Source organism: Microtetraspora malaysiensis (assembly GCF_001528665.1).
Taxonomy (GTDB): domain Bacteria; phylum Actinomycetota; class Actinomycetes; order Streptosporangiales; family Streptosporangiaceae; genus Microtetraspora_A; species Microtetraspora_A malaysiensis.
Genome location: NZ_BBYJ01000007.1, coordinates 434,702 through 455,592, shown reverse-complemented (window position 1 = coordinate 455,592; position 20,891 = coordinate 434,702). Strand labels below are relative to the sequence as shown.

Sequence of the window (20,891 nt, the reverse complement as noted above, 5' to 3'; positions counted from 1 at the left end):
TCATGACACCGGCAGTACCTGCGAAAGTACAACCTGGAATGGGTGCCGATCCGGGCAGTGAGGGGTTCGCGTCAGCGGGCCGCGATCGTGCCGGGGCGGTGGTCTGATCCGGGGTTCACGTATCACCGGCTAGGCACGAAACGGAGACGCGGTGCCCACGATTCAGCAGTTGGTCCGCAAGGGCCGGCAGGACAAGGTCACTAAGACCAAGACCCCTGCCCTCAAGGGGAGCCCTCAGCGGCGCGGCGTTTGCACCCGCGTTTACACCACGACCCCCAAGAAGCCCAACTCGGCGCTGCGTAAGGTGGCCCGTGTTCGGCTCACCAACGGCATCGAGGTCACGGCTTACATCCCGGGTGTGGGTCACAACCTTCAGGAGCACTCCATCGTGCTCGTGCGTGGCGGTCGTGTGAAGGACCTGCCGGGTGTTCGCTACAAGATCATCCGCGGCTCGCTGGACACCCAGGGTGTCCGCAACCGCAAGCAGGCCCGCAGCCGCTACGGCGCTAAGAAGGAGAAGAGCTGACATGCCGCGCAAGGGTTCCCCTGGCCGCCGCCAGCTGATCGCAGACCCGGTGCACAGCTCGCCGCTGGTGACTGCCTTGATCAACAAGGTTCTCCTGGACGGCAAGCGTTCGATCGCGCAGTCGATCGTCTACGGCGCCCTCGAGGGCTGCCGGGAGAAGACCGGCAACGACCCGGTCGTCACGCTCAAGCGTGCGCTCGACAACGTCAAGCCCACCCTGGAGGTCCGCAGCCGCCGCGTCGGTGGCGCCACCTACCAGGTCCCGGTCGAGGTGCGCGCCGCGCGCAGCACCACCCTGGCTCTCCGCTGGCTCGTCCAGTACTCCCGGGCTCGGCGTGAGAAGACCATGACCGAGCGGCTCATGAACGAGCTCCTCGACGCCAGCAACGGCCTTGGTGCCAGCGTGAAGCGGCGCGAGGACACGCACAAGATGGCCGAGTCCAACAAGGCTTTCGCCCACTACCGCTGGTAGTCGGCACCAACGACGAGTTAAGGACGCAAAGCAGTGGCCACCACGACCGCTCTTGAACTGGCCAGGGTCCGCAACATCGGGATCATGGCCCACATCGATGCGGGCAAGACCACCACGACTGAGCGCATCCTGTTCTACACCGGCATCAATTACAAGATTGGCGAAACCCACGAGGGTGCCGCCACGATGGACTGGATGGAGCAGGAGCAGGAGCGCGGCATCACGATCACGTCTGCCGCGACGACCTGTAGCTGGCTTGATCACACGATCAACATCATCGACACGCCTGGTCACGTGGACTTCACCGTCGAGGTGGAGCGCTCACTGCGTGTCCTCGACGGTGCCGTAGCCGTCTTCGACGCCGTCGCCGGCGTCGAGCCGCAGTCCGAGACCGTTTGGCGGCAGGCCGACCGGTACGACGTGCCCCGCATCTGCTTCGTGAACAAGATGGACCGGGTCGGTGCCGAGTTCCACCGGTGCCTCGACATGATCGTGTCGCGCCTCGGTGCGACACCGCTCGCCGTCCAGCTTCCGTGGGGCGTTGAGGCCGACTTCAAGGGCGTCATCGACCTCGTGAAGATGAAGGGCCTGCTCTGGAGCGCCGAGACGGCCAAGGGCGAGATGTACGACGTCGTCGACATCCCGGCCGACCACGCCGACGCGGCTCGCGAGTGGCGCGACAAGCTCGTCGAGACCGTCGCGGAGAACGACGACGAGCTGATGGAGAAGTTCCTCGAGGGTGTCGAGCCCTCCGAGGAGGAGCTCGTCGCTGCGATCCGCCGCGCCACGCTGAGCGGCGCGCTCAACCCGGTTCTGTGCGGCACCGCGTTCAAGAACAAGGGCGTGCAGCCCCTGCTCGACGCGATCGTCGCCTACCTGCCGGCGCCGACCGACATTCCGGCCTTCCAGGGCCACGCGGTCGGCAACGAGGACCAGATCATCGAGCGGCACGCGGACGTGGACGAGCCGTTCGCCGCGCTGGCCTTCAAGATCATGAGCGACCAGCACCTGGGCAAGCTCACCTACATCCGCATCTACTCGGGCAAGCTCGAGACCGGCACCGGGGTCGTCAACTCGACCAAGGGCAAGAAGGAGCGGATCGGCAAGATCTACCAGATGCACGCGAACAAGCGCGAGGAGCGCCCGTCCGCGGCGGCTGGTCAGATCGTCGCCGTCATGGGCCTCAAGGACACCACGACCGGTGACACGCTCAGTGACGCGGCGAACCCGGTCGTCCTGGAGTCGATGAACTTCCCGGCGCCGGTCATCAACGTGGCCATCGAGCCCAAGACCAAGGGCGACCAGGAGAAGCTGGGCACCGCCATCCAGCGGCTGGCCGAGGAGGACCCGTCCTTCCAGGTCCGGCGTGACGAGGAGACCGGTCAGACGGTCATCTGGGGCATGGGCGAGCTTCACCTGGAGATCCTCGTCGACCGTATGCGCCGCGAGTTCAAGGTCGAGGCGAACGTCGGTCGTCCGCAGGTCGCCTACCGCGAGACCATCCGCCGCAAGGTGCAGAAGGTCGAGTACACGCACAAGAAGCAGACCGGTGGTTCCGGCCAGTTCGCGCGCGTCATCATCGACCTGGAGCCGCTGGGCGACGGCAACGACGGTTACGAGTTCCAGAACAAGGTCACCGGTGGCCGCATCCCGCGGGAGTACATCCCGTCGGTCGACGCGGGCGCCCAGGAGGCCGCCGAGTTCGGCGTGCTCGCCGGCTACCCGATGGTCGGTGTGAAGGTCACGCTGCAGGACGGTGCGTACCACGAGGTCGACTCGTCCGAAATGGCTTTCAAGATTGCCGGTTCGATGGCCTTCAAGGAGGCCGCTCGTAAGGCTGACGCCGTAATCCTCGAGCCGATGATGGCCGTTGAGGTCACCACGCCCGAGGACTACATGGGTGACGTCATCGGTGACCTCAACGGTCGCCGCGGACAGATCCAGTCGATGGAAGACCGGACCGGGGCCAAGGTCATCCAGGCCCTCGTCCCGCTGTCCGAGATGTTCGGTTACGTGGGTGATCTGCGCAGCAAGACCCAGGGCCGGGCCGTGTACAGCATGCAGTTCGACTCCTACGCGGAGGTGCCTCCGGGCATCGCCAAGGAGATCGTCGCGAAGGTTCGGGGCGAGTAACGCACCTCGCCCGCGTACGCGGGGCGTGCTCGTCACGCCCCGCCGTGCGGAACCTGAGTTAGAAGACGAAAGTCAAGTCAGAATCTCTAAGGAGACAGACCAGTGGCCAAGGCCAAGTTCGAGCGGACCAAGCCGCACGTGAACATCGGCACCATTGGGCACATCGACCACGGCAAGACCACTCTGACCGCGGCGATTACCAAGGTGCTTCACGACCGTTTCCCGCACATCAACGAGGCGACCCCGTTCGACAAGATCGACAAGGCGCCCGAGGAGAAGGCCCGCGGGATCACCATCTCCATCGCTCACGTCGAGTACCAGACCGAGAAGCGCCACTACGCTCACGTGGACTGCCCCGGTCACGCCGACTACGTGAAGAACATGATCACCGGTGCGGCGCAGATGGACGGCGCGATCCTCGTGGTCGCCGCCACCGACGGCCCGATGCCGCAGACCAAGGAGCACGTCCTCCTGGCTCGCCAGGTTGGCGTTCCCTACATCGTCGTCGCCCTGAACAAGGCTGACATGGTCGACGACGAGGAGATCCTGGAGCTCGTCGAGCTCGAGGTTCGCGAGCTGCTCTCCGCCCAGGAGTTCCCGGGCGACGACCTGCCGGTCGTTCGCGTCTCGGCGCTGAAGGCGCTCGAGGGCGACGAGAAGTGGGGCGACGCGATCGTCGAGCTCATGACCGCCGTGGACGACAACGTTCCCGAGCCGACCCGTGACACCGACAAGCCGTTCCTGATGCCGATCGAGGACGTGTTCTCGATCACCGGTCGCGGCACCGTCGTCACCGGCCGTATCGAGCGCGGCATCGTCAAGGTCAACGAGACCGTCGACATCATCGGCATCCGCGAGAAGAGCACCACGACCACCGTCACCGGTGTCGAGATGTTCCGCAAGCTGCTCGACGAGGGCCAGGCCGGTGACAACGTCGGTCTGCTCCTGCGCGGCATCAAGCGTGAGGACGTCGAGCGCGGCCAGTGCATCATCAAGCCGGGCACCACGACCCCGCACACCGAGTTCGAGGCTCAGGTCTACATCCTGTCCAAGGACGAGGGCGGCCGCCACACGCCGTTCTTCAACAACTACCGTCCGCAGTTCTACTTCCGGACCACTGACGTGACCGGTGTCGTGAACCTGCCGGAGGGCACCGAGATGGTCATGCCCGGTGACAACACCGAGATGTCCGTCCAGCTCATCCAGCCGATCGCGATGGAGGACGGCCTCAAGTTCGCGATCCGCGAGGGTGGCCGCACCGTCGGCGCCGGCCGCGTGACGAAGATCATCAAGTAGTACGATCGCGGGGCGGCGGTCGGGCCCGCAGCAGGGCCTGACCGCCGATCCACGAGGGGAGCCCTCCGGCTCCTCACCCCACGGGAGACCTGACCGTGATCTCGCAGCCGTTTCGGACGGAATGTGACCGAAACGACTGCCGGATCACGGAAGAACGGACCTGCTCCGGACTGTCTGTTACGTGGGACTACCAGCGGCAGTAGGCCGTACGAAGCTTAATAGGACGACAGCGAAGGACACCGAGGCCATTATGGCGGGACAGAAGATCCGCATCCGGCTTAAGGCGTATGACCACGAGGTCATCGACAGCTCGGCCAAGAAGATCGTCGAGACGGTGACGCGGACCGGCGCCAAGGTCGCTGGCCCGGTGCCGCTGCCGACCGAGAAGAACGTGTACTGCGTCATTCGGTCGCCGCACAAGTACAAGGACAGCCGCGAGCACTTTGAGATGCGTACGCACAAGCGGCTGATTGACATCATCGACCCGACGCCGAAGACCGTCGACTCGCTCATGCGTCTCGACCTCCCTGCCGGCGTTGACATCTCGATCAAGCTCTGAGGGAACGCACTGACATGGCTAAGCAGATCAAGGGCGTCCTGGGCAAGAAGCTCGGCATGACCCAGGTCTTCGATGAGGCGAACCGGATCGTCCCGGTCACCGTTGTCGAGGCCGGTCCGTGCGTGGTGACCCGGGTTCGCACGCCGGAGAAGGACGGCTACTCCGCCATCCAGCTCGGTTACGGCCAGATCGACCCGCGCAAGGTCAACAAGCCGCTGGGCGACTACCTGCGCAAGCACGACATCACGCCGCGCCGGTACTTCGTCGAGGTTCGCACCGAGGACTCGTCCGAGTACACGGTCGGCCAGGAGGTCCTCGCGGACGCGTTCGAGGCCGGACAGCACGTCGACGTGACGGGCAAGAGCAAGGGCAAGGGCTTCACCGGTGTTATGAAGCGCCACGGCTTCGGTGGTCTGGGCGCCTCGCACGGTACGCAGCGTAAGCACCGCTCTCCGGGCTCCATCGGCGGCTGCGCCACCCCGGGCCGCGTCTTCAAGGGCCTGCGCATGGCTGGTCGTTCGGGTAACGCCCGTACCACCATCCAGAGCCTGAAGGTCCACGCCGTGGACGCCGAGAAGAACCTCATCCTGATCAAGGGTGCGATTCCCGGCGCCAACGGCAGCCTGGTCCTGATTCGCACCGCTGCCAAGAAGGGGGCTGCGAAGTGACGAGCATTGACGTCCTCGACGCCAGCGGTGCCAAGACGGGCACCGTCGACCTGCCGGAGGAGATCTTCGGCGCCAAGGTCAACATCCCGCTGATCCACCAGGTCGTCGTCGCCCAGCTCGCCGCTCGCCGGCAGGGCACCCACGCGACCAAGACCCGTGGCAACGTCAGCGGTGGCGGCAAGAAGCCGTATCGCCAGAAGGGCACCGGCCGCGCCCGCCAGGGCTCGACCCGTGCTCCCCAGTTCGCCGGCGGTGGCGTCGTCCACGGCCCGCAGCCGCGGTCCTACGACCAGCGGACGCCCAAGAAGATGAAGGCCGCCGCGCTCCGTGGCGCCCTCTCCGACCGGGCGAGCGGCGGCCGTGTGCACGTCGTGAGCACGCTGGTCACGGGTGAGACGCCCAAGACCAAGGCTGCTCTCGAGTCGCTCCGCAAGATCACGCAGGCTCGCAGCGTCCTCCTCGTCGTCGACGAGAACGACGAGCTGACCTGGCTCAGCCTGCGCAACGCGCCCGAGGTCCACCTGCTGGACGCCGGGCAGCTGAACACCTACGACGTTCTGTGCTTCGACGACGTGGTCTTCACTCAGGAGGCCTACGACCAGGTCGTGGCGCGGCTCGCGAACAGCGGGAAGGAAGAGGTCTGATGGAGAAGATCGCCGACCCGCGCGACATCATCCTCAAGCCGATCGTCTCTGAGAAGAGCTACGGCCTGATCGATGAGCACAACAAGTACACGTTCCTGGTGCGCAAGGGTGCCAACAAGACGCAGGTGAAGATCGCCGTCGAGCAGATCTTCGGTGTCAAGGTCACCAGCGTTAACACGATCAACCGCCAGGGCAAGCGCAAGCGGACCCGGACGGGCTTCGGTCAGCGCCCCACCACCAAGCGCGCGATTGTGAGCCTGGCTGAGGGTCAGCGGATCGACATCTTCGGCCAGATCGGCTGAGGGTCCGCCGCGTAAGGGAAGGGTGCCCTGCCGTACCGATTGAGGTTCGGCGCCGGGCACCCGACCCACGTAGTTAGCACCGGGGGGACCGCCGTGAGGCGGACTCCGACCGGTATGAACCGACGAAGGATGAACGAAAAAGATGGGCATCCGTAAGTACAAGCCGACGACCCCGGGTCGCCGCGGCGCGAGCGTCTCGGACTTCGCCGAGATCACGCGCAGCACGCCCGAGAAGTCGCTGCTTGCTCCCCTGCACAGCAAGGGCGGCCGTAACGTCCACGGCCGGGTCACCGCCCGGCACCAGGGCGGCGGGCACAAGCGCGCCTACCGGATCATCGACTTCCGCCGGCACGACAAGGACGGGATCCCGGCCAAGGTCGCGCACATCGAGTACGACCCGAACCGGACCTCCCGGATCGCGCTGCTCCACTACGCCGACGGCGAGAAGCGCTACATCCTCGCGCCGACCGGCCTCAAGCAGGGTGACCGCATCGAGAACGGCCCTGGCGCCGACATCAAGCCGGGCAACTGCCTGCCCCTGCGCAACATCCCGACGGGTACCTTCATCCACGCGGTGGAGCTCCGTCCGGGCGGTGGCGCGAAGCTCGGCCGCAGCGCCGGCGCGCAGATCCAGCTGCTGGCGAAGGAGGGCGCGTACGCCACGCTGCGTATGCCCTCCGGTGAAATGCGCCAGGTCGACGTCCGCTGCCGAGCCAGCGTCGGTCAGGTAGGCAACGCCGAGCAGGCCAACATCAACATCGGTAAGGCCGGCCGTAACCGTTGGAAGGGCAAGCGCCCCACGGTCCGCGGTGTCGCCATGAACCCGGTCGACCACCCGCATGGTGGTGGTGAGGGTAAGACGTCCGGCGGTCGTCACCCGGTGAACCCGAAGGGTAAGCCGGAGGGCCGCACCCGACAGGCGAACAAGGCCAGCGACCGGCTGATCATCCGTCGTCGGAGCAAGAGGAAGAAGCGGTAGGAGCAGCCGAAATGCCACGTAGCCTTAAGAAGGGTCCTTTCGTGGACGACCACCTTCAGAAGAAGGTGGACGCTCAGAACGAGAAGGGCACCAAGAACGTCATCAAGACGTGGTCGCGGCGCTCCATGATCGTGCCCGACATGCTGGGTCACACGATCGCCGTGCACGACGGCCGCAAGCACGTCCCGGTGTTCGTCACCGAGTCGATGATCGGTCACAAGCTCGGAGAGTTCGCTCCCACGCGGACGTTCCGCAGCCACGTCAAGGAAGACCGCCGCAGCCGGCGGTAAGCGCCTTCAAGCAAGCATCAAGGAGACAGCGATGGAAGCCAGGGCACAGGCGCGGTACGCGCGCCACACGCCCCGGAAGGCCCGCCGTGTGGTGGACCTCATTCGCGGGCTGCCCGCTTCGGAGGCGCAGGCCGTGCTGCAGTTCGCTCCCCAGGCGGCGAGCGAGACCGTTTACAAGGTGCTCTCGAGCGCGATCGCGAACGCTGAGCACAACTTCAAGCTCGACCGTGAGACGCTCGTCGTGAGCCGCGCGTGGGTCGACGAGGGACCGACGCTGAAGCGGTTTCGGCCGCGTGCCCAGGGTCGTGCCTATCGGATCAACAAGCGGACCAGCCACATCACCGTGATTGTGGAGTCCCGCGAGCCGAAGGGAAGGACCCGCTAGTGGGCCAGAAGGTTAACCCGCACGGGTTCCGCCTCGGCATCACGACCGACTTCAAGAGCCGGTGGTACGCCGACAAGCTCTACAAGTCGTACGTCGCCGAGGACGTGGCGATCCGTCGCATGCTGCAGAAGGGCATGGAGCGGGCCGGTATCTCCAAGGTCGAGATCGAGCGCACCACGGACCGCGTTCAGGTCGACATCCACACCGCCCGGCCGGGCATCGTCATCGGCCGCCGCGGCGCCGAGGCCGACCGCATTCGCGGCGACCTGGAGAAGCTGACCAAGAAGCAGGTCCAGCTGAACATTCTCGAGGTGAAGAACCCCGAGATCGACGCGCAGCTCGTCGCGCAGGGCGTGGCCGAGCAGCTCTCCAGCCGCGTCTCGTTCCGCCGGGCCATGCGCAAGGCCATGCAGTCCGCCATGAAGAGCGGCGCCAAGGGCATCCGGGTGCAGTGCTCCGGTCGTCTGGGCGGCGCTGAGATGTCCCGCTCGGAGTTCTACCGCGAGGGCCGCGTGCCCCTGCACACGCTCCGCGCCGACATCGACTACGGCTTCTACGAGGCCCGCACCACCTTCGGCCGCATCGGCGTGAAGGTGTGGATCTACAAGGGTGAGGCCCCGACCAGCCGCGCCGAGCGCGAGGCCGCCGCGGCCGGTGCCCGTGCGGGCCAGCGTCGTGAGCGCGACGACCGTCGTGGTGGCGCCGGTGACCGTCCGCGTCGTGGCGGCGGCGACCGTCCGCGTCGTGGCGCCGGTGGTCGTGGCGACCGCGCCCCCAGAACCGAGGCTGCCGCACAGGCCGCCCCTGAGACCGGCCCGGCGGAGCAGCCGGGTGCCGAAGGGAGCTGACCATGCTGATCCCGCGCAGGGTCAAGCACCGTAAGCAGCACCGGCCCGACCGCAGCGGCGCCGCCAAGGGCGGCACCAGGGTCGTGTTCGGCGAGTTCGGCATCCAGGCGCTTGAGCACTCCTACGTGACCAACCGCCAGATCGAGTCGGCTCGTATCGCCATGACCCGGCACATCCGCCGTGGCGGCAAGGTGTGGATCAACATCTACCCGGACCGTCCCCTCACCAAGAAGCCGGCCGAGACCCGCATGGGTTCCGGTAAGGGTTCGCCGGAGTGGTGGATCGCCAATGTCAAGCCCGGTCGCGTCATGTTCGAGCTCTCGGGTGTCGCCGAGCCGGTGGCCCGTGAGGCCATGCGGCGCGCGATGCACAAGCTCCCCATGAAGTGCCGGTTCGTTAAGCGTGAAGTGGGTGAGGCGTGATGGCTAAGGGCCTGACCGCCGGTGAGCTGCGTGTGGAGGACCAGGATGTTCTGGTCCAGAAGCTGAAGGAAGCCAAGGAGGAGCTGTTCAACCTCCGCTTCCAGGCGGCGACCGGACAGTTGGAGAGCCACGGGCGGCTGCGGGCCGTCCGCCGCGAGATCGCCCGTATCTACACCGTGATGCGCGAGCGCGAGCTCGGAATCGTCACGGTCGAGAAGGAGTCGAGCGATGGCTGAGTCAACTGAGACAACCGAGAAGTCGGCGCGGAACTACCGCAAGGCCCGTGAGGGTCTCGTGGTGAGCGACAAGATGGACAAGACCGTTGTCGTCGCCGTCGAGGACCGCGTCAAGCACCCGCTGTACGGCAAGATCATTCGCCGTACGACGAAGTACAAGGCTCACGACGAGCAGAACTCCTGCGGTGTCGGCGACCGCGTTCTCCTGATGGAGACCCGGCCGCTGTCCGCCAGCAAGCGCTGGCGGGTCGTGGAGATCCTCGAGAAGGCCAAGTAAGCCAGGGTAGGGACGGCGGGTCTGTCCTCGGGCGGTCGGCGAGAGCCGCATCGGCCGGGTAGGCCCCCGGACCACCCGCACAGAGCGCGCCTCGTGGGGGGTGGGAGACCGCCCCCCATGACGGTGTCCAAGGGGTCGGGCCCAGACGGGCCCGGTCCGCCTGCGGCGGCGGTGCGCCGGAGGGGCGACCGAGGCGCGCACGGCCGGACGGCGTAAGCCGTACGGCGCGGTGCGCGGCGAGGTGGACTCGACCGGACGGCTGTCGCCGGGGGAACAAGACCACATCAGGTTCCGCCAGGCTCACCTCCCAGGTGAGAACCGGCGCGACAAACAGGAGTTGACGTGATCCAGCAGGAGTCGCGACTCAAGGTCGCCGACAACACGGGTGCCAAGGAGATTCTCTGCATCCGCGTGCTCGGCGGCTCGGGCCGGCGCTACGCGGGCATCGGCGACATCATCGTTGCGACGGTGAAGGATGCCATTCCCGGTGGCGGCGTGAAGAAGGGCGACGTTGTCAAGGCTGTCGTGGTGCGCACCGTCAAGGAGCGCCGCCGCCCCGACGGCTCCTACATCCGCTTCGACGAGAACGCCGCCGTCATCATCAAGGACAGCGGTGACCCCCGGGGCACGCGTATCTTCGGCCCCGTCGGCCGTGAGCTGCGCGACAAGAAGTTCATGCGCATCATCTCGCTCGCTCCGGAGGTGTTGTAAATGTCGAAGCTGCATGTGAAGAAGGGTGACCTCGTCCAGGTCATCGCCGGCAAGGACAAGGGTGCCAAGGGCCGCATCATCGCCGCCCTCCCGCGCGAGGACCGCGTGGTGGTCGAAGGCGTGAACCTGGTCAAGAAGCACTCCAAGGTGACCCACCAGGGCCCGCGTGGCGCCAAGGAAGGCGGCGTGCAGACCATGGAGGCTCCCATCCACGTGAGCAACGTCAAGAAGCTCAAGGATGACGAGAAGCCCGAGAAGAAGGCCGACGAGAAGGCCGACAAGACGGGTGAGGACAACTGATGACCGCCACGACTGAAGAGCGCACGATCCCGCGTCTCAAGCAGCGCTACCGCGAGGAGATCATCGCGAAGCTGCGTGAGGACTTCGGCATCGAGAACATCATGCTGGTGCCCACGATCACCAAGATCAAGGTGAACATGGGTGTCGGTGAGGCCGCTCGCGACTCCAAGCTGATCGAGGGCGCCGTCCGCGACCTCACCGTGATCACCGGTCAGAAGCCCGCCGTGGCCCGCGCCCGCAAGTCCATCGCGCAGTTCAAGCTGCGTGAGGGGATGCCGATCGGCGCCCACGTGACGTTGCGCGGCGACCGCATGTGGGAGTTCCTCGACCGGCTGCTGTCGCTGGCGCTCCCGCGTATCCGGGACTTCCGCGGCCTCTCGCCGAAGCAGTTCGACGGCAACGGTAACTACACCTTCGGGCTCACCGAGCAGGTCATGTTCCACGAGGTCGACCAGGACAAGGTCGACCGGCAGCGGGGCATGGACATCACGGTCGTGACCACCGCAACGAACGACGACCAGGGCCGGGCGCTGCTCAAGCACCTCGGATTCCCCTTCAAGGAGGCCTGATCATGGCGAAGACATCGCTGAAGGTCAAGGCAGCGCGTAAGGCGAAGTTCGAGGTCCGGGCGTACACTCGGTGCTCGCGCTGCGGCCGTCCCCGCGCTGTGTACCGCAAGTTCGGGCTCTGCCGCGTGTGCTTCCGCGAGATGGCGCACCGGGGCGAGCTGCCCGGCATCACCAAGTCGAGCTGGTAGTCCCGTCGCGGGGCCGACACCTTGGCCCCGCGCGGCGCCCGCCGCACCAAGAAGTCATATCAACCGGACGCCATCAGGCGTCCACGACCGCACCGTAGGTCCACCACGTGTCCTAGACAGATCATGGGTGGAAACCACGGTGAGGAAGGCCACCGGCCATGACGATGACCGACCCGATCGCAGACATGCTGACGCGTCTGCGTAACGCGAACTCGGCGTATCACGACACCGTGACCATGCCGTACTCGAAGATCAAGGCGCATATCGCCGAGATCCTCCAGCAGGAGGGCTACATCCAGGCCTGGAGCGTCGAGGACGCCAAGGTCGGCAAGAACCTCGTGGTGGAGCTCAAGTTTGGGCCGAGCCGTGAGCGTTCGCTCGCGGGCCTGCGCCGGGTATCCAAGCCCGGTCTGCGGGTCTATGCAAAGAAGGACAACCTGCCCCGCGTTCTGGGCGGCCTGGGCGTCGCGATCATTTCGACGTCCGGCGGCCTCATGACCGACAAGCAGGCCGGCAAGCGTGGAGTGGGCGGGGAAGTCCTCGCCTACGTCTGGTAACGAGGGGAGGAATCCAGCATGTCGAGAATCGGACGGCTGCCCATCCCCGTACCGAGTGGTGTTGACATCACCATCAACGGCCGGGATGTCCAGGTCAAGGGCCCGAAGGGCACGCTCTCTCACACGGTCGCCGAGCCCATTGAGGTGGCTCGGGCCGAGGACGGCAACATCGCCGTCACCCGCCCCAACGACGAGAACAAGGTTCGTGCGCTGCACGGCCTGTCTCGCACGCTGATCGCCAACATGGTGTCCGGTGTGACGCAGGGCTACAGCAAGACGCTCGAGATCGTCGGTGTCGGTTACCGCGTCCAGGCCAAGGGCCCGACGCAGCTGGAGTTCTCTCTCGGCTTCAGCCACCCGGTGATCGTGGACGCCCCTGAGGGCGTCACCTTCCGCGTCGAGAAGCCGACGCTGTTCCACGTGGACGGCATCGACAAGCAGAAGGTCGGCGAGGTCGCCGCGAACATCCGTAAGTTGCGCAAGCCTGACCCCTACAAGGGCAAGGGCGTGCGCTACCAGGGCGAAGTTATCCGCCGCAAGGTCGGAAAGGCTGGTAAGTAGCGATGACCGCGAAGTACGGCAAGCACACCGCCGCTCGCGCCATTTCGCGAGCCCGCCGTCACATCCGTGTCCGCAAGAACCTCTTCGGCACGCAGGAGCGTCCGCGCCTGGTCGTCAATCGCTCTGCCCGGCACCTGTTCGTGCAGATCGTCGACGACACCAAGGGCCACACGCTGGTGTGCGCGTCCACCATGGACCCCACGCTGCGCAGCGCCGAGGGTGACAAGACCGACAAGGCGAAGAAGGTCGGCGAGCTTCTCGCTCAGCGGGCCAAGACCGCCGGGATCACCGCTGTCGTCTTCGACCGCGGTGGCAACCGTTACGCGGGACGCATCGCGGCCCTCGCGGACAGCGCCCGCGAAAGCGGGCTGGAGTTCTGATGACTCCGTTCCGAGGGTGCGAGATGCACCGAATGGCCCGTCTGATGAGCAATGAGAAGAGGAACCACTGATGGCTGCAGCTCCGCGTCGCGGCGCCGGCGGCGGTGGCGAGCGGCGGGACCGTCGTGACGATCGCCGCGGTGGCGCCGCTGACAAGGGCGTCTCGTACATCGAGCGCGTAGTTAAGATCAACCGAGTCGCCAAGGTCGTCAAGGGTGGTCGGCGCTTCAGCTTCACCGCGCTGGTCATCGTCGGCGACGGCAACGGTCTGGTCGGTGTCGGATACGGCAAGGCCAAGGAGGTGCCCGCGGCGATCGCCAAGGGCGTCGAGGAGGCCAAGAAGCACTTCTTCAAGGTGCCGCGCATCCTGGGCACCATCCCGCACACCGTGCAGGGCGAGGAAGCCGCAGGCGTCGTCTTCCTGCGTCCGGCCTCACCTGGTACCGGTGTTATCGCGGGTGGTCCGGTGCGCGCGGTCCTGGAGTGCGCCGGCATCCACGATGTCCTGTCCAAGTCGCTCGGCTCGGACAACCCGATCAACATCGTGCACGCCACGGTGGCGGCTCTGAAGGGCCTCAGCCGGCCCGAGGAGATCGCCGCCCGTCGTGGCCTGCCGATCGAGGACGTCGCTCCCAAGGCGATGCTGAAGGCTCGGGCCGAGGGCCTGGCCGAGGCTGCCGCTGCGGCGAAGGCGGTGAGCTAGGCCATGGCGCGTCTGAAGATCACCCAGGTCCGCTCCAAGATCGGTGGCAAGCAGAACCAGCGTGACTCGCTGCGCTCGCTGGGCCTGAAGCGAATCGGCGATGTCGTCGTCAAGGAGGACCGCCCGGAGATCCGGGGCATGGTCGCCGTGGTGACGCACCTCGTCGAGCTGGAAGAGGTCGACTAGTCATGCCTGAGAACGCTCCGCTCAAGCTCCACGACCTGCGCCCGGCTCCCGGTGCCAACAAGTCCAAGATCCGCAAGGGTCGCGGCGAGGCATCGAAGGGGAAGACCGCCGGTCGCGGTACGAAGGGCACCAGGTCGCGTACGACCGTCCCGCTCGGCTTCGAAGGTGGCCAGGTTCCGCTCCAGCGGCGGCTGCCGAAGCTGAAGGGCTTCTCGAACGCGCTGTTCAAGACGACCTACCAGGTCGTCAACCTGGACAAGCTCGGCGAGCTGTACCCCGAGGGTGGCGAGGTCACCGTCGAGGGTCTGGTCGCGAATGGTGCGGTCCGCAAGAACCAGCTCGTCAAGGTGCTGGGAACCGGTGAGATCTCTGTGGCGTTGAACGTGAAGGTGCATGCCTTCTCTGGTTCGGCCAAGGAGAAGATCACTGCGGCCGGTGGCTCGGTTTCCGAGCTTTAGGCACGTAATGCGAGGCGCGGAGGTTCGTTATGAGCCTCCGCGCCCGTAGTGCGTTAGAGTTCGCTGAACGCGGGCTCCGTCCCGTCGATCACTCGCAAATAGACATCCCGATGCACGCCTTCGCGTCATCGCCGACCTTTACCGCGTCACAGGCGCGCAGGAGGTACCGTGCTATCCGCGATTACCCGGGCATTCCGGACGCCTGACCTGCGCAAGAAGCTGCTCTTCACATTGGGCATCATCGCGCTGTTCCGGCTCGGCTCGGTGCTGCCGACCCCGGGTGTCAACTCCGAGAACGTCGCCAAAGCGCTGCAGCAGGCGCAAGCGGGCAACAGCGGCAGCATCTACGGGATGGTCCAGCTGTTCAGCGGTGGCGCGCTGCTGAAACTTTCAGTGTTCGCCCTGGGCATCATGCCGTACATCACGGCGAGCATCATTCTGCAGCTGCTGACCGTCGTGATTCCCCGCCTCGAGGCCTTGAAGAAGGAAGGCCAGGCGGGCACCGCGAAGATCACGCAGTACACGCGATATCTGACCATCGGCCTTGCCATCCTTCAGTCGACGGCCTTCGTGGCCCTGGCGCGCTCGGGACAGCTCTTCCCGAACAACAACCTGCCGATCCTCCTGAACGAGGACATCTTCACGCTGATCACCATGGTGATCACGATGACTGCGGGCACCGCGGTGATCATGTGGCTGGGTGAGCTCGTGACCGACCGCGGTATCGGGAACGGTATGTCGATCCTGATCTTCACGCAGGTCGTCGCGGTCTTCCCGTCCGAGCTGATGAACATCTTCCGGCAGAGCGCGTTCAAGTTCGTCATGGTGATGATCGTCGGCATCGTGATGATCGCCGTGGTCGTCTTCATCGAGCAGGCGCAGCGCCGCGTCCCGGTGCAGTACGCGAAGCGCATGGTGGGCCGCCGCATGTACGGCGGAACCTCCACCTACATCCCGCTCAAGGTGAACCAGGCCGGCATCATCCCGGTCATCTTCGCCTCGTCGCTGCTGTACCTGCCGCAGCTGCTGGTCACCATCTTCGGTAGGAGCGAGAACCCCGGCCCGGTCGTCGAGTGGCTGGCCCAGAACCTGGTGACGGGCGACCACCCCGTCTACATGGCCACGTTCTTCCTGCTGATCCTTTTCTTCACCTACTTCTATGTGTCCATTACCTTCAACCCCGTTGAAGTCGCCGACAACATGAAGAAGTACGGTGGGTTCATCCCGGGCATCCGTCCGGGTCGGCCGACCGCTGAGTACCTCAACTACGTGCTCACGCGGCTCACGGCCGCCGGTGCGCCGTATCTGGGTGTCATCTCGCTGATCCCGATCCTCGCACTGGCGGTGGTCGGTGCGAGCCAGAACTTCCCGTTCGGAGGGACCAGCATTCTGATCATGGTTGGTGTCGGCCTGGACACGGTCAAGCAGATCGAGAGCCAGCTTCAGCAGCGCAACTACGAGGGCTTCCTGAGATAGTGCGCGTCGTCTTGGTCGGGCCCCCCGGAGCGGGCAAGGGGACGCAGGCCCAGTTCATCGCATCGCATCTGTCGATCCCGAAAATCTCGACAGGTGACATCTTCCGCGCCAACGTCTCCGGCGGCACGGAACTCGGCAAGCTTGCCAAGGGGTACATGGACCGTGGCGACCTCGTCCCCGACGAGGTGACGGTCGCCATGGTCCGCGATCGGCTGAGCGAGAAGGACGCGCAGCAGGGCTTCCTGCTGGACGGCTTCCCGCGCAACGTGCCGCAGGCGCAGATCTTGCAGAAGATGCTCGCCGAGTTCGGCACCGGTCTGGACATCGTTCTGGAACTGGTCGTCGACGACGAGGAGGTCGTGCGACGCCTCGCCGGCCGGCGCACCTGCCGTCAGTGCGGCAAGGTGTGGCACGTCGACTTCGACCCCCCTTCCGTGGCGGACGTGTGCGACGCGTGCGGCGGCGAGCTGTTCCAGCGCGACGACGACCGCGAGGAGACCATCAGGCGGCGCCTGGAGGTCTACCAGGAGCAGACGTCCCCGCTGGTCAACTTCTATTCGGACGAGGGCATCCTCGTACGGGTGAACGCGACCGGACCGGTCGACGAGGTCACCCGACGGGCGCTGGCGGCATTGCGCACGTCCGGTACCTGACGCTCTCCCTTTCGGACGCCATCCCATTCGTGGGATGGCGTCCGGCGCTTTAGGGCAGAATCGGGGGAATTGGCCTGATAGTCCGGCCGTTAGAACACCCCAGGGGGTGCCAGAGTGTTCAAGAAGAACAAGCACGGAATCCAGGTGAAGACGCCTGAGCAGGTGGCGAAGATGCGGGCGGCCGGTCTGGTCGTCGGCAGGACGCTCGAACTGCTGCGCTCGTCGGTCGAACCCGGCCTGACTCCGCTCGACCTGGACGTCGTCGCGGAGAAGGCGATCAGGGACGCGGGTGCGATTCCGTCATTCAAGGGCTATCAGGGGTTCCCCGCCACGATCTGCGCCTCGGTGAACGACGAGGTCGTCCACGGCATCCCCACGGACCAGCGCAAGCTGCGTGAAGGCGACGTCATCTCCATCGACTGCGGGGCGATCCTGGACGGCTGGCACGGCGACTCCGCGATCACCGTCCCGGTCGGTGAGGTCGATCCCGCGCTGACCGAGCTGATGCGGGTGACCGAGGAGTCCATGTGGCGCGGCATCGCCGCGCTCCGGGTCGGCGGCCACCTGTCGGACATCGGCTTCCAGGTGGAGAAGTACGTCCGCTCCCAGGGCCGCTACGGCATCCCGCAGGAGTACGGCGGGCACGGCATCGGGACCGAGATGCACATGGACCCGTGGGTCGCCAACCACGGCCGTCCCGGGAGGGGCCCGCGCTTCGAGCCGGGCATGTGCTTCGCGATCGAGCCGATGGTCAACCTCGGCACCGACCGCACCCGGGTCCTGGGCGACGACTGGACGGTCGTCACGGTGGACGGCAAGGCGTCGGCGCACTTCGAGCACAGCGTCGCGGTGACGGAGAACGGCCCCCTGGTGCTCACCGCGATCGACGGAGGCGCGTCCCGCTTCGGCGAGCTCGCCGCGCCTTCGGGCGAACAGGCCTGATTCCCTGACCCTCCTTCGCCCACGCGTGCCACATAATGGGGCTAACTATGCGGAGCGGCGGGAGTAGATGGTGATGGCGGCAACTCCGGAGATGCGAGCCTCCGACGGCGACCGTGATCGGGTGGCCGCCGCGTTGCGGGAGCACGTCGCCGAGGGCAGATTGTCCGTTGACGAGTTCAACGAGCGGCTGGCGCAGGTCTACGAGAGCAAGACGTACGGCGAGTTGGCCACGCTGACCGGGGACCTGCCGGACATCGACCTCCACCGGCTCCCCGCGACGGTCTCCGGTCAGGCGCGTCAGAGGCCCGCCCGCGGCCGCCAGACGGGGCTCAAGGCCGCTTGGGCCGCTTGGGCGACCGCGAGTGCCATCAACTGGGTTATCTGGCTCATCGTCGTGGTGACGTCCGTCCAGTGGGTCTATCCGTGGCCGCTGTGGGTAATGGGGCCGTGGGGCGCCATCCTGCTGGCCGGCACGATCTTCGGCAAGGACCAGCGCCGGCAGTGACCCGGGCGGGTGCGCCGGCCCGTGCGAGGGACGGGCGCACTCTTTACCCGCCAGATGTGATCGCGACGACGGCCTCCGGGTAGGTGCTCTGCGACAGCCGGCTCGGTCCCGCCGCGTCCGCCTCGCCGGGTGATCGGTGGCTCCGGAACCGCGCGGGCGGGGCGAGCTGAGCCGCCCCGTCCCCATCGCGTACGGCGGTGTGTGACGAGACGGTGATCTGGGGTAGCCTGGCTGCTGGTGTGGAGACACCGCAGCCCGTTTCGCATTTCTGGGCGGGTTGTCGTACACTCCTTTGTCGGCTCACTATGACCTTTTGCGCTGTAGGTGGCCTTGCTGGCTGCCGCTCTCTGGAAGCGCTCATGAAGGTCGCGGCTGCGTAGTGATCCGAAACCTCAGACGACCGATCAGTGAAACGCGAGGGACATGGCCAAGAAAGACGGCGCCATCGAGATCGAGGGCACTGTGGTTGAGTCGCTCCCGAACGCGATGTTCCGGGTGCAACTCGACAACGGCCATAAGGTCCTGGCCCACATCAGCGGACGGATGCGGATGCACTACATCCGAATTCTCCCGGACGACCGAGTGGTCGTGGAACTGAGCCCCTACGACCTGAGTCGCGGGCGGATCGTCTACCGATACAAGTAGGCCCCCCTTCACAACAGGGCGGGCCGTCTGAGGAACGAACTAGGGACTATGAAGGTCAAGCCGAGCGTCAAGAAGATCTGCGACAAGTGCAAGGTGATTCGCCGGCACGGTCGTGTCATGGTGATCTGCGACAACCTGCGTCACAAGCAGCGCCAGGGCTAAGGAGAGGAAGCCGAGCCGGGCACGGTGCGGTCCGTGAGAACGGACCGGATGTGTGCAAGGTGAGGCGGACTCGACCAGTCCGGACGTGAGGAAAGCCGAGCCGGGCATCCGGTGGCGCGCTGAATAGCGGGCCACGACGGGGCAGAGGCAAGGCGGACTCGTCCAGGGTCGCAGAGAAGGTCCCCATGAGAGTCCGCTCAAGTAGCGGGCTCGAGCCATGTGGGACCAGTGAAAAGTAATCGCGCGTCACACCCGTGAAGGCGGCGTTCCCGATGGGAAGCCGTACCGCACGGGAGACCCCCGGTCGGAGGCCGGGGCCCTCGCCCCGGGCATGGGGAGGGGAAGTGAGGCGTAGGACCTCCGCCACTACGAAGGAGAATGCCCGACCATGGCTCGCCTGGTTGGCGTCGACCTCCCCCGCGACAAGCGGCTGGAGATCGCTCTCACCTACATTTTCGGAATCGGCCGCACTCGCGCCCAGGAGATCCTGGACGCGACGGGCATCAGCCCGGACCTGCGCGTCCACGAGCTCTCCGATGCCGAGCTCGTGCCGATGCGTGACTACATCGAAGCGAACTTCAAGATCGAGGGTGACCTCCGTCGCGAGGTTCAGGCCGACATCCGACGCAAGATCGAGATCGGCTGCTACCAGGGCATCCGGCACCGCAAGGGTCTGCCGGTCCACGGTCAGCGGACGCAGACGAACGCGCGTACCCGCAAGGGCAAGAAGAAGACCGTGGCCGGCAAGAAGAAGCCGGGCAAGAAGTAGTCCTAGCAGCCACATTCCAGGAGATAGCGCTTAAATGCCGCCGAAGAGCCGCCAGGGCGCACCGAAGAAGGTGCGCCGCAAGGAAAAGAAGAACGTCGCTCATGGGCACGCCCACATCAAGAGCACGTTCAACAACACGATCGTTTCGATCACCGACCCGAACGGGAACGTGATCTCCTGGGCCAGCGCCGGCCACGTCGGGTTCAAGGGCTCCCGTAAGTCCACCCCGTTCGCCGCGCAGATGGCCGCTGAGAACGCCGCCCGCCGGGCCATGGAGCACGGCATGCGCAAGGTCGACGTCTTCGTCAAGGGCCCCGGTTCCGGCCGTGAGACCGCGATCCGTTCGCTGCAGGCGACCGGGCTCGAGGTCGGGTCCATTCAGGACGTGACTCCGGTTCCGCACAACGGTTGCCGTCCGCCGAAGCGCCGCCGCGTCTGAGCTCCAGGAGATAGAGAGAAATGGCTCGTTACACGGGTGCGGACTGCAAGCTCTGCCGCCGGGAGAAGACCAAGCTCTTCCTCAAGGGCAAGAAGTGCGAGTCCGCGAAGTGCCCCATCGAGATCCGTCCTTACCCGCCGGGTGAGCACGGTCGCGGCCGTCCGAAGGAGTCGGAGTACCAGCTCCAGCTTCGTGAGAAGCAGAAGACCCGCCGCATCTACGGCGTCCTCGAGAAGCAGTTCCGCAACTACTACGAGGAAGCCAACCGCAAGGCCGGAAAGACCGGTGAGAACCTCCTCCAGATCCTGGAGAGCCGTCTCGACAACGTGGTCTACCGCGCCGGTTTCGCCGAGTCGCGCGACGCCGCCCGCCAGCAGGTGCGCCACGGGCACATCCTGGTGAACGGCAAGAAGGTCGACATCCCGTCGTACCGCGTCCGCGAGCACGACATCATCGAGGTTCGCGAGAAGTCGCGGAACCTGCTGCCGTACGAGGTGGCCCGCGCCACCGCCGGTGACAAGACCGTCCCGGCGTGGCTGGGTGTCGTGCCGGACAGCATGCGCATCCTCGTGCACCAGCTCCCGGTCCGCCAGCAGATCGACACGCTGGTCCAGGAGCAGCTCATCGTCGAGCTCTACTCCAAGTAAGAG

Annotated in this window: 34 protein-coding genes; all 34 read left to right on the top strand. The window is 65.9% G+C overall.

What is annotated here, in order from left to right; all coding sequences use genetic code 11:
* The first annotated feature begins 151 nt into the window (after positions 1-151).
* Positions 152-526: a 30S ribosomal protein S12 gene (rpsL, locus tag AWQ71_RS09885; protein WP_067130077.1), complete on the top strand. Its 375-nt coding sequence runs from the start codon at positions 152-154 to the stop codon at positions 524-526.
* A 1-nt stretch (position 527) separates the two neighbouring features.
* Positions 528-998 (top strand): 30S ribosomal protein S7, encoded by a 471-nt coding sequence (gene rpsG / locus AWQ71_RS09880; RefSeq protein ID WP_067130074.1) that lies wholly within the window; start codon positions 528-530, stop codon positions 996-998.
* A gap of 84 nt (positions 999-1,082) precedes the next feature.
* Positions 1,083-3,131: an elongation factor G gene (gene fusA / locus AWQ71_RS09875; protein WP_067130461.1), complete on the top strand. Its 2,049-nt coding sequence runs from the start codon at positions 1,083-1,085 to the stop codon at positions 3,129-3,131.
* A 102-nt stretch (positions 3,132-3,233) separates the two neighbouring features.
* On the top strand, positions 3,234-4,427 hold the full coding sequence (tuf, locus tag AWQ71_RS09870) for an elongation factor Tu (RefSeq protein WP_067130071.1): 1,194 nt from the start codon (positions 3,234-3,236) through the stop codon (positions 4,425-4,427).
* A 250-nt stretch (positions 4,428-4,677) separates the two neighbouring features.
* Positions 4,678-4,986, top strand: coding sequence for a 30S ribosomal protein S10 (gene rpsJ, locus AWQ71_RS09865; RefSeq protein WP_012887830.1), 309 nt, complete (start codon positions 4,678-4,680; stop codon positions 4,984-4,986).
* Positions 4,987-5,000: 14 nt separating this feature from the next.
* Complete coding sequence (gene rplC / locus AWQ71_RS09860) at positions 5,001-5,654, top strand: 50S ribosomal protein L3 (RefSeq protein ID WP_067130068.1); 654 nt, start codon at positions 5,001-5,003, stop codon at positions 5,652-5,654.
* Entirely contained in the window at positions 5,651-6,298 is a 648-nt protein-coding gene (gene rplD, locus AWQ71_RS09855; protein WP_067130065.1) for a 50S ribosomal protein L4, read from the top strand. The genes rplC and rplD overlap by 4 nt, the downstream gene beginning before the upstream one ends.
* Positions 6,298-6,600: a 50S ribosomal protein L23 gene (rplW, locus tag AWQ71_RS09850; RefSeq protein WP_067130061.1), complete on the top strand. Its 303-nt coding sequence runs from the start codon at positions 6,298-6,300 to the stop codon at positions 6,598-6,600. The genes rplD and rplW overlap by 1 nt, the downstream gene beginning before the upstream one ends.
* A 142-nt stretch (positions 6,601-6,742) precedes the next feature.
* Complete coding sequence (gene rplB / locus AWQ71_RS09845; protein ID WP_066933640.1) at positions 6,743-7,579, top strand: 50S ribosomal protein L2; 837 nt, start codon at positions 6,743-6,745, stop codon at positions 7,577-7,579.
* Positions 7,580-7,590: 11 nt separating this feature from the next.
* Complete coding sequence (rpsS, locus tag AWQ71_RS09840; RefSeq protein ID WP_030451498.1) at positions 7,591-7,869, top strand: 30S ribosomal protein S19; 279 nt, start codon at positions 7,591-7,593, stop codon at positions 7,867-7,869.
* Between the two features lie 31 nt (positions 7,870-7,900).
* Positions 7,901-8,254 carry a 50S ribosomal protein L22 gene (gene rplV / locus AWQ71_RS09835; RefSeq protein WP_067130058.1) on the top strand — a complete coding sequence of 118 codons (354 nt, stop codon included), beginning with the start codon at positions 7,901-7,903 and terminating at the stop codon, positions 8,252-8,254.
* Positions 8,254-9,102, top strand: a complete 849-nt coding sequence (gene rpsC / locus AWQ71_RS09830) for a 30S ribosomal protein S3 (RefSeq protein ID WP_066933634.1) — start codon at positions 8,254-8,256, stop codon at positions 9,100-9,102. Before rplV ends, rpsC begins: the two co-directional genes overlap by 1 nt.
* A 2-nt stretch (positions 9,103-9,104) precedes the next feature.
* A complete protein-coding gene (gene rplP, locus AWQ71_RS09825) occupies positions 9,105-9,524 on the top strand; it encodes a 50S ribosomal protein L16 (protein WP_067130055.1) in 420 nt (139 codons plus the stop codon).
* Positions 9,524-9,760 (top strand): 50S ribosomal protein L29, encoded by a 237-nt coding sequence (rpmC, locus tag AWQ71_RS09820; RefSeq protein WP_061253673.1) that lies wholly within the window; start codon positions 9,524-9,526, stop codon positions 9,758-9,760. The genes rplP and rpmC overlap by 1 nt, the downstream gene beginning before the upstream one ends.
* Positions 9,753-10,037: a 30S ribosomal protein S17 gene (gene rpsQ / locus AWQ71_RS09815; protein ID WP_067130051.1), complete on the top strand. Its 285-nt coding sequence runs from the start codon at positions 9,753-9,755 to the stop codon at positions 10,035-10,037. Before rpmC ends, rpsQ begins: the two co-directional genes overlap by 8 nt.
* Positions 10,038-10,379: 342 nt before the next feature.
* Positions 10,380-10,748 (top strand): 50S ribosomal protein L14, encoded by a 369-nt coding sequence (rplN, locus tag AWQ71_RS09810; RefSeq protein WP_055482781.1) that lies wholly within the window; start codon positions 10,380-10,382, stop codon positions 10,746-10,748.
* 9 nt (positions 10,749-10,757) lie between these two features.
* The gene (rplX, locus tag AWQ71_RS09805; RefSeq protein WP_245658205.1) at positions 10,758-11,048 is read left to right on the top strand and encodes a 50S ribosomal protein L24; all 291 of its coding nucleotides are present in this window, start codon (positions 10,758-10,760) and stop codon (positions 11,046-11,048) included.
* The gene (rplE, locus tag AWQ71_RS09800) at positions 11,048-11,617 is read left to right on the top strand and encodes a 50S ribosomal protein L5 (protein ID WP_067130045.1); all 570 of its coding nucleotides are present in this window, start codon (positions 11,048-11,050) and stop codon (positions 11,615-11,617) included. The genes rplX and rplE overlap by 1 nt, the downstream gene beginning before the upstream one ends.
* Positions 11,618-11,619: 2 nt before the next feature.
* Positions 11,620-11,805 carry a type Z 30S ribosomal protein S14 gene (locus tag AWQ71_RS09795; RefSeq protein ID WP_061253226.1) on the top strand — a complete coding sequence of 62 codons (186 nt, stop codon included), beginning with the start codon at positions 11,620-11,622 and terminating at the stop codon, positions 11,803-11,805.
* Between the two features lie 158 nt (positions 11,806-11,963).
* Entirely contained in the window at positions 11,964-12,362 is a 399-nt protein-coding gene (gene rpsH, locus AWQ71_RS09790) for a 30S ribosomal protein S8 (protein WP_066933619.1), read from the top strand.
* A gap of 18 nt (positions 12,363-12,380) precedes the next feature.
* Entirely contained in the window at positions 12,381-12,923 is a 543-nt protein-coding gene (gene rplF, locus AWQ71_RS09785) for a 50S ribosomal protein L6 (RefSeq protein WP_067130042.1), read from the top strand.
* Between the two features lie 2 nt (positions 12,924-12,925).
* Positions 12,926-13,303: a 50S ribosomal protein L18 gene (rplR, locus tag AWQ71_RS09780; protein ID WP_067130039.1), complete on the top strand. Its 378-nt coding sequence runs from the start codon at positions 12,926-12,928 to the stop codon at positions 13,301-13,303.
* A gap of 70 nt (positions 13,304-13,373) precedes the next feature.
* Positions 13,374-14,006 (top strand): 30S ribosomal protein S5, encoded by a 633-nt coding sequence (gene rpsE / locus AWQ71_RS09775; protein WP_067130036.1) that lies wholly within the window; start codon positions 13,374-13,376, stop codon positions 14,004-14,006.
* Between the two features lie 3 nt (positions 14,007-14,009).
* On the top strand, positions 14,010-14,192 hold the full coding sequence (rpmD, locus tag AWQ71_RS09770; RefSeq protein WP_067130034.1) for a 50S ribosomal protein L30: 183 nt from the start codon (positions 14,010-14,012) through the stop codon (positions 14,190-14,192).
* A gap of 2 nt (positions 14,193-14,194) precedes the next feature.
* Positions 14,195-14,650: a 50S ribosomal protein L15 gene (gene rplO, locus AWQ71_RS09765; protein WP_067130031.1), complete on the top strand. Its 456-nt coding sequence runs from the start codon at positions 14,195-14,197 to the stop codon at positions 14,648-14,650.
* Between the two features lie 168 nt (positions 14,651-14,818).
* Positions 14,819-16,126: a preprotein translocase subunit SecY gene (secY, locus tag AWQ71_RS09760; protein ID WP_067130029.1), complete on the top strand. Its 1,308-nt coding sequence runs from the start codon at positions 14,819-14,821 to the stop codon at positions 16,124-16,126.
* Positions 16,126-16,779 carry an adenylate kinase gene (locus tag AWQ71_RS09755; RefSeq protein WP_067130026.1) on the top strand — a complete coding sequence of 218 codons (654 nt, stop codon included), beginning with the start codon at positions 16,126-16,128 and terminating at the stop codon, positions 16,777-16,779. The genes secY and AWQ71_RS09755 overlap by 1 nt, the downstream gene beginning before the upstream one ends.
* A gap of 114 nt (positions 16,780-16,893) precedes the next feature.
* Positions 16,894-17,721 (top strand): type I methionyl aminopeptidase, encoded by an 828-nt coding sequence (gene map, locus AWQ71_RS09750; RefSeq protein ID WP_067130023.1) that lies wholly within the window; start codon positions 16,894-16,896, stop codon positions 17,719-17,721.
* A 73-nt stretch (positions 17,722-17,794) separates the two neighbouring features.
* Entirely contained in the window at positions 17,795-18,226 is a 432-nt protein-coding gene (locus AWQ71_RS09745) for a DUF1707 SHOCT-like domain-containing protein (RefSeq protein WP_067130458.1), read from the top strand.
* A 423-nt stretch (positions 18,227-18,649) separates the two neighbouring features.
* Complete coding sequence (gene infA, locus AWQ71_RS09740; protein WP_012887858.1) at positions 18,650-18,871, top strand: translation initiation factor IF-1; 222 nt, start codon at positions 18,650-18,652, stop codon at positions 18,869-18,871.
* A 48-nt stretch (positions 18,872-18,919) separates the two neighbouring features.
* A complete protein-coding gene (rpmJ, locus tag AWQ71_RS09735; RefSeq protein WP_003956441.1) occupies positions 18,920-19,033 on the top strand; it encodes a 50S ribosomal protein L36 in 114 nt (37 codons plus the stop codon).
* Positions 19,034-19,421: 388 nt separating this feature from the next.
* Positions 19,422-19,802, top strand: coding sequence for a 30S ribosomal protein S13 (gene rpsM / locus AWQ71_RS09730; protein WP_067130020.1), 381 nt, complete (start codon positions 19,422-19,424; stop codon positions 19,800-19,802).
* A gap of 34 nt (positions 19,803-19,836) precedes the next feature.
* Positions 19,837-20,241 (top strand): 30S ribosomal protein S11, encoded by a 405-nt coding sequence (rpsK, locus tag AWQ71_RS09725; RefSeq protein ID WP_020542285.1) that lies wholly within the window; start codon positions 19,837-19,839, stop codon positions 20,239-20,241.
* Positions 20,242-20,261: 20 nt separating this feature from the next.
* Positions 20,262-20,888: a 30S ribosomal protein S4 gene (gene rpsD, locus AWQ71_RS09720; RefSeq protein ID WP_067130017.1), complete on the top strand. Its 627-nt coding sequence runs from the start codon at positions 20,262-20,264 to the stop codon at positions 20,886-20,888.
* Positions 20,889-20,891: the final 3 nt, after the last annotated feature.

Bases quoted from the DNA above. Each gene is read 5' to 3' on its own strand.
- rpsG (WP_067130074.1), top strand. From the start codon at position 528: ATGCCGCGCAAGGGTTCCCCTGGCCGCCGCCAGCTGATCGCAGACCCG.
- fusA (WP_067130461.1), top strand. From the start codon at position 1,083: ATGGCCCACATCGATGCGGGCAAGACCACCACGACTGAGCGCATCCTG.
- rpsJ (WP_012887830.1), top strand. From the start codon at position 4,678: ATGGCGGGACAGAAGATCCGCATCCGGCTTAAGGCGTATGACCACGAG.
- rplC (WP_067130068.1), top strand. From the start codon at position 5,001: ATGGCTAAGCAGATCAAGGGCGTCCTGGGCAAGAAGCTCGGCATGACC.
- rplW (WP_067130061.1), top strand. From the start codon at position 6,298: ATGGAGAAGATCGCCGACCCGCGCGACATCATCCTCAAGCCGATCGTC.
- rplB (WP_066933640.1), top strand. From the start codon at position 6,743: ATGGGCATCCGTAAGTACAAGCCGACGACCCCGGGTCGCCGCGGCGCG.
- rpsS (WP_030451498.1), top strand. From the start codon at position 7,591: ATGCCACGTAGCCTTAAGAAGGGTCCTTTCGTGGACGACCACCTTCAG.
- rplV (WP_067130058.1), top strand. From the start codon at position 7,901: ATGGAAGCCAGGGCACAGGCGCGGTACGCGCGCCACACGCCCCGGAAG.
- rplP (WP_067130055.1), top strand. From the start codon at position 9,105: ATGCTGATCCCGCGCAGGGTCAAGCACCGTAAGCAGCACCGGCCCGAC.
- rpmC (WP_061253673.1), top strand. From the start codon at position 9,524: ATGGCTAAGGGCCTGACCGCCGGTGAGCTGCGTGTGGAGGACCAGGAT.
- rpsQ (WP_067130051.1), top strand. From the start codon at position 9,753: ATGGCTGAGTCAACTGAGACAACCGAGAAGTCGGCGCGGAACTACCGC.
- rplE (WP_067130045.1), top strand. From the start codon at position 11,048: ATGACCGCCACGACTGAAGAGCGCACGATCCCGCGTCTCAAGCAGCGC.
- AWQ71_RS09795 (WP_061253226.1), top strand. From the start codon at position 11,620: ATGGCGAAGACATCGCTGAAGGTCAAGGCAGCGCGTAAGGCGAAGTTC.
- rpsH (WP_066933619.1), top strand. From the start codon at position 11,964: ATGACGATGACCGACCCGATCGCAGACATGCTGACGCGTCTGCGTAAC.
- rplF (WP_067130042.1), top strand. From the start codon at position 12,381: ATGTCGAGAATCGGACGGCTGCCCATCCCCGTACCGAGTGGTGTTGAC.
- rplR (WP_067130039.1), top strand. From the start codon at position 12,926: ATGACCGCGAAGTACGGCAAGCACACCGCCGCTCGCGCCATTTCGCGA.
- rpsE (WP_067130036.1), top strand. From the start codon at position 13,374: ATGGCTGCAGCTCCGCGTCGCGGCGCCGGCGGCGGTGGCGAGCGGCGG.
- rpmD (WP_067130034.1), top strand. From the start codon at position 14,010: ATGGCGCGTCTGAAGATCACCCAGGTCCGCTCCAAGATCGGTGGCAAG.
- rplO (WP_067130031.1), top strand. From the start codon at position 14,195: ATGCCTGAGAACGCTCCGCTCAAGCTCCACGACCTGCGCCCGGCTCCC.
- AWQ71_RS09745 (WP_067130458.1), top strand. From the start codon at position 17,795: ATGGCGGCAACTCCGGAGATGCGAGCCTCCGACGGCGACCGTGATCGG.
- infA (WP_012887858.1), top strand. From the start codon at position 18,650: ATGGCCAAGAAAGACGGCGCCATCGAGATCGAGGGCACTGTGGTTGAG.
- rpmJ (WP_003956441.1), top strand. From the start codon at position 18,920: ATGAAGGTCAAGCCGAGCGTCAAGAAGATCTGCGACAAGTGCAAGGTG.
- rpsM (WP_067130020.1), top strand. From the start codon at position 19,422: ATGGCTCGCCTGGTTGGCGTCGACCTCCCCCGCGACAAGCGGCTGGAG.
- rpsK (WP_020542285.1), top strand. From the start codon at position 19,837: ATGCCGCCGAAGAGCCGCCAGGGCGCACCGAAGAAGGTGCGCCGCAAG.
- rpsD (WP_067130017.1), top strand. From the start codon at position 20,262: ATGGCTCGTTACACGGGTGCGGACTGCAAGCTCTGCCGCCGGGAGAAG.